The following is a 5399-nucleotide window of genomic DNA, read 5'->3' as shown; positions in this document are numbered from 1 at the left end:
AACTCGTCATAGAAGCAGCGAAACAGTCCGAACAACTTGGGCACAACTATTGCGTTAACGATTGCGCACGATTAGATTCGCTGAAGCAGCCGGAACGACGACGGAGTCAGAGTGACCATCAAAGAAGTGGCGGAAGCCGCAGGCATCTCTATAACAACAGCCTCGCGTGCGCTGTCAGGGCGCGGACGTGTCAGCGAGAGCACCCGCCAACGCACCATCGAAATTGCGGCCCAATTGGGCTACGAACCAAACGAACTGGCGCGCCAGCTTCGCGGCGGCACTTCCTCCACCATTGCACTGCTCGTTCCTGACATCACCAACCCCTTCTACCCCGAGCTGATCAAGGGCGCCCAGGCGGTCGCCAACCGGAACAACCATGTGCTGCTGCTTGGCCAGACCAATGACGACAAAGACACCACCTCGCTACTGGTCGGTCAGATGCGGCGCCGCAACGTCGACGGCATCGGCATCGTCGGAGGACATCTCCTCGACGAGCAACTGATTGAACAACTGGAAGGTCTGAAGGTCGTCGTCGTCGACCGGCTGAACGACGTGCCGGGAGCCGCGATTGTCGGGAGCGACCAGAAACGAGGCGGCCAGATTGCCACAGAGCATCTGATTGCCCTCGGCCACGAAGACATCGCGTTCATCGGGGGCCCCGAAGACCTGGACGTCGCGGAACAGCGCTCGCGCGGCTTCAATCTGGCCATGCTCGAAGCAGGACTTGCACCTGATTCCCGCCTCAGCGTCACTGGAGATTTCACAGAGGCCTCCGGCCGGCGCGCAATGACCTCGCTGCTGGCGCGACGCGTCCACTTCACTGCGGTGTTTGCGGCAAACGACCTTATGGCCATCGGTGCGATGCAGGCGCTCGACTCGGCCGGAATGTCAGTGCCCGACGACGTCAGCGTCGTCGGGTTCGATGACATCCACCTCGCCGAATACGTCCGCCCCGGCCTCACCACAGTGCACCAGCAGATCGAGGTGTTGGGGCAGCGTGCCGCTGAACTGCTCATCGAATCGGACGACGACGGCATTGCGGGTTCCCGGCACGAACTGGACGTCGAACTGATTGCCCGCGGCAGCACCCGACGGCGGCCGCGGCAGACCGGCACGGCGCGCCGGAACCAGGGTCGGCAGGTCACAATTCTCGGCAGCCTGAACGTCGACCATGTAACGGAGGTGCCCCACTTCCCCGCCCCCGGAGAGACTGTTCTCGCCGAATCGAGTGACTCACATGCCGGCGGGAAGGGAGCGAACCAGGCCGTCGCCGTCGCACGCGCCGGCACCAGCGCCCGCATGATCGGCGCGGTGGGAGCAGATAGTGACGGAGATTTCCTGCTCGCCTCTCTTGCCCAGGACAACATCGACACCGCCGGTGTTCAGCGCATCACCGATAAGCACACCGGCCGGGCGATTATTTCGGTCCAGGACGACGGTGAAAACACCATCACTGTGGTGTCCGGTGCCAATCACAACCTGGACATGACGGTCACCGAGAGCGCTGTTGCTTCCTTGACGCAGCAGGACACCCTGCTCATGCAGCTTGAAATCCCGCTTGACCATGTGGAAGCCGCAGCACGATCAGCGAATCACGTTGGCGCCCGGGTGATCCTCAATGCTGCGCCGGCCCAGCATCTCGGGCGACTCCTGGACTTCGTCGATGTCCTGGTGGTCAACGAGCAGGAGTGCCTGACGGTCGGTGAGGGCGAGGGCGTTGTGGTCCCCGCGGACGCCGTAGCCACGGCGGCGGCAATCGCCAGGAAGCGGAGCCTGTTCGTCGTCGTCACGCTCGGCGCAGAGGGGGCGGCCTTCACCTCCGGGTCCGAAGCTGACCGCATCGCGGCTCCCCGGGTCAACGCCGTGGACACCACTGGCGCCGGTGACACCTTCACCGGCTATCTCGCTGCGGCCCTGCACGAGGGGAAAGACATGCGCAGCGCCGTCGAACTGGCAATTCAGGCGGGCGCGTTTGCAGTGACCCGTCGGGGTGCTCAGCCGGGGATCCCCACACGCTCCCAGATCAGCGACCACTTTCCTCAGCCCTAGCCTTCACAATCGCCCAGCAGTTACCGAACAGGAAGTCAGATTCATGCGTATTGCCCTAGGAAACGACCATGCCGGATTCCTTCTGAAGGATCACGCCCGGAAGACGCTGGAGAAGCTCGGTCATACGGTGACCGACGTCGGTGCCCCGAGCAGCGAACCCGTCGATTTCCCGGATATCACCCAGAACGTCACACGTCTGGTGCTCTCGGGAGAGGCCGACCGCGGAGTCCTTGTCTGCGGAACGGGCGTTGGCGCCAGCATTGCAGCGAACAAGATCCCTGGGATCCGAGCGATGACCGCCCACGACACCTACTCAGCCCGTCAGGGCGTCGAACATGACGACGTCAATGTGATCTGCATGGGTGCGTGGCTGGTCGGGCCCGTCGTCGTCGAGCAGGTTCTTGAAGAATTCCTGAAAGCAGAGTTCAGCACCGACTCGGATTGCCGACGTCGCGTCGAAAAGATCCACCAACTAGAGAAGCTGGCCGCGCAGGCGTAACCGCCGCCGCGACTATCCATCACAAAGGAGTGACATGACCTATCAACCGTCCGCGTCAGAGGTGCTCGACGAAAGTCGTGACCTTACGTATCCCGATCCACCCGCTCAGCTGCGCAAGAGACTGACTCTGACAGCTGCGCTTTCCGTCCTGGGCCCCGGCGCGATCGTTGCCTCAGCCAATATCGGCAGTGGCGAGATGGTGTTCGCCTCCCGTGGCGGCGCCCTGTTTGCCTACGCGCTGATCTGGGCCTTCATCGTTTCGGCAGTCGCTAAGGCAGCGTTGGCCTATTCGATGAACCGCTATGTGGTGGTCACCGGCGAACACCCGATGTCCCGCTGGACCACGCTTTTCCGCGGCCCCCGCGGCTGGTTCACGCTACTCATGGGCATTGTTTCCATCGCTGCGATTCCGTCTTGGGTGGGTGGCCTCGCTATCGGCCTCGGCGATCTCATGGCGGGGCTGACGTTCGGTGCGGGTGCCTGGTGGGCGACCGCCCTCATCGTGATTTCCGGCATCCTTTCGTGGGTCGGCGGTTACAGCAAACTGGAGAAAGCGCAGACCGTCATCGTCGGCTTCATGCTGGTTGCCATTGCGGTCAGCGTCTTCGTTCTTCAGCCGGACTGGCTGGCTGCCCTGGGCGGCGTGATTCCGAACATCCCCGAGTACGGCTCCTGGGTTGCCGACGCCTACCCGGAAATCGCGGAGCGCTCCGTCCTGCTTGAAGTTGCGACCTACCTGGGAGCTGTGGGCGGCGGCACCTACGACTACATCGGATACGCCGGCATGATGCGTGAGAAGAAGTGGGGCATGCTGGGGCACAAGGACCAGGTAGGCCTTTCCGAGCGGCTCGTCTCAGTTGGCCGCGGTCAGCAGTTGCCGCTGTCCACCGACCCGGAACAGGTTGAACGCGCCAAGGCGTGGAGCCGGGCGCCCCTGGGCGATACGGTGCTGTCCTTCATTGCCATCGGTGTCTTCGCCACGATGTTCATGCTCAATGGTGCTGCGCTGCTGTTCACTGAACAGCTAGTCCCGACCGGCAATGAGACCCTCGATTATCAGGCGCAATTCCTCACGGCGGTGCACCCGACCTTCGAATACCTCTACTACGTCGCGGTATTCTTCGCCTTCTTCGGCTCGCTGTACGCCTTCTGGGAGCTTTACTCCTACACGGCGTTCGAGACCCTCGCACCGATCTCGGCGAGGATCCGGCGGGGAGGCCAACGAATGATGCGCCCCTGGATGTATGCCTACATTCTCGTGGCGAGCCTGCTGCTTGTCTGGACGGTAGGACAACTGGTGATCATTGTGACGCCTGCGTCCATCCTTGGCGGCCTGCTCACGTCCGGCATTTTCTGCCTCGCGATCGTGTGGACCGAGCACAAGGTACTACCGAAGCAACTGCGCCTTTCCAAGCCTGGCCAGTGGTGGGTTGTCGGGTCGGGCATCCTGTTGACGTTCCTGGGCGTAATCTCGACATGGGAGCTGCTTTTCGCATGACTCGCCCCGCCGGACTATTGCCAACAGCTGTGACAGACAGGAACCACCATGTCCCCAGGTAGTGCAATTGCGGCAGCCTGCTTTGCCCTCATCTCTCTCTGGCGCTTCTCTGACGGAGAGTATGTCTGGGCGGCCGTGTTTGCCGCGCTTGCCCTTGCCAACCTTGCCTTCTCAATGCGGAAGGCAAGCTCGACGACGGGCGGATCGCGCGGCTTCCGCAGCAGGACTGCCGCGGCCAGGCTCACCGAGGATGAGGTACGGACGCGTCGCAACTGGCGCATCATTGCAGGGGCCGGTCTGGCCCTCACGATTGCCGCAATGTTCTGGTTCCCGCCGCTGGCGTTGGTGATGTCGGCGCTGACCGTCTACTCGGCTCTGCAACTGCGGAAGTTCAGGACCGCCGCGGCATGAATGCAACGCGGGTTGGGGTCATCGGTGTGGGTAACCTGGGCGCCGCAATGGCGCGCCGGCTCGCTACCTCGGGATTCGAAGTCTTGGTTTCCGACGTGAACAAGCAAGCGCTGGATGCCGTGGCTACCCACGGCATCCAGCCGCTTGAGTCCGCTGGCGCAATCACTCCTCCGGTGGTGTGCGTGGTGGTCTCGGACGCAGATCAGGTTCGTTCAGTACTACTCGGGCCGACGGGCCTCGCGTCACGGGCAGCGCCCGGGACAGCGGTTCTGCTCCACAGCACGATCGGGCCGGCCGCAGTCAGGGAAATCGCACAGGAATGCGCCGTCCGGGGCCTAGTCCTGGTCGACGCCCCCGTTAGCGGGGGTGCCGACGCAGCCCTGGAAGGCCGCCTGGCGCTAATGATCGGAAGTGATGATGAGCTCAGCTCCGACTGCGCGGCGGTTCTTCGTTGTCTCGGCAATGAGGCGGAACGCCTGGGACCTGTGGGCGCTGGCCAGGCCGTCAAGGTTGCCAACCAGATCCTGACGTTCTCCTCGCAGGCCGCGCTGCTCGAAGCTCTGTCGGTCACCGCCGCGCTGGGGGTGGAGCGCCAACAGGCGCTGCGTGTCTTTGAGCGCGGGTTAGCCGATAGTTGGGCTGTGCGAAACTGGGGCTTTTTTGATGCCCTGAGCAGCGAGTACGACCGCGCGGGTGTGCCCGCTGACCAGCGACCCTGGAACAAGGACCTCAGAATCGCCCTCGATGTTTGTCGTGATCTCGGGCTGAAAGTCCCGGTGACGTCCACTGTGCATACAGTCGTGGAGTCTGACTGGTGACACCGGCGGCGTCCTGAGTCAGGGCCGGCGAGGCTTCGGCTTGCGGATCGCCAGGGCAAGAAGCCATAGGATCACGAGCCCCACCGCAAGCGCAGATACCCAGACGACGATGGTGGTGCCCAAA

General features: G+C 63.0%; 5 protein-coding genes. All 5 read left to right on the top strand.

All coding sequences use genetic code 11. From position 1 onward, the window contains the following. Positions 1-111 precede the first annotated feature (111 nt). The 5 genes from RIF85_RS14280 to RIF85_RS14260 are packed head-to-tail and all read left to right on the top strand — an operon-like array spanning position 112 to position 5275. Positions 112-2049, top strand: a complete 1938-nt coding sequence (locus RIF85_RS14280) for a PfkB family carbohydrate kinase (protein ID WP_309072567.1) — start codon at positions 112-114, stop codon at positions 2047-2049. 43 nt (positions 2050-2092) lie between these two features. Then, positions 2093-2548: an RpiB/LacA/LacB family sugar-phosphate isomerase gene (locus RIF85_RS14275; RefSeq protein ID WP_309072566.1), complete on the top strand. Its 456-nt coding sequence runs from the start codon at positions 2093-2095 to the stop codon at positions 2546-2548. 34 nt (positions 2549-2582) lie between these two features. Beyond that, positions 2583-4046, top strand: a complete 1464-nt coding sequence (locus RIF85_RS14270; protein ID WP_309072565.1) for an Nramp family divalent metal transporter — start codon at positions 2583-2585, stop codon at positions 4044-4046. A gap of 48 nt (positions 4047-4094) precedes the next feature. Continuing rightward, on the top strand, positions 4095-4457 hold the full coding sequence (locus RIF85_RS14265; protein WP_309072564.1) for a hypothetical protein: 363 nt from the start codon (positions 4095-4097) through the stop codon (positions 4455-4457). After that, on the top strand, positions 4454-5275 hold the full coding sequence (locus RIF85_RS14260) for an NAD(P)-dependent oxidoreductase (RefSeq protein ID WP_309072563.1): 822 nt from the start codon (positions 4454-4456) through the stop codon (positions 5273-5275). Before RIF85_RS14265 ends, RIF85_RS14260 begins: the two co-directional genes overlap by 4 nt. Positions 5276-5399 lie beyond the last annotated feature (124 nt).

Origin of the sequence: Arthrobacter sp. (assembly GCF_031179385.1) — a bacterium.
Lineage (GTDB): Bacteria > Actinomycetota > Actinomycetes > Actinomycetales > Micrococcaceae > Arthrobacter_D.
This window is presented reverse-complemented; position numbering and strand designations above follow the sequence as displayed.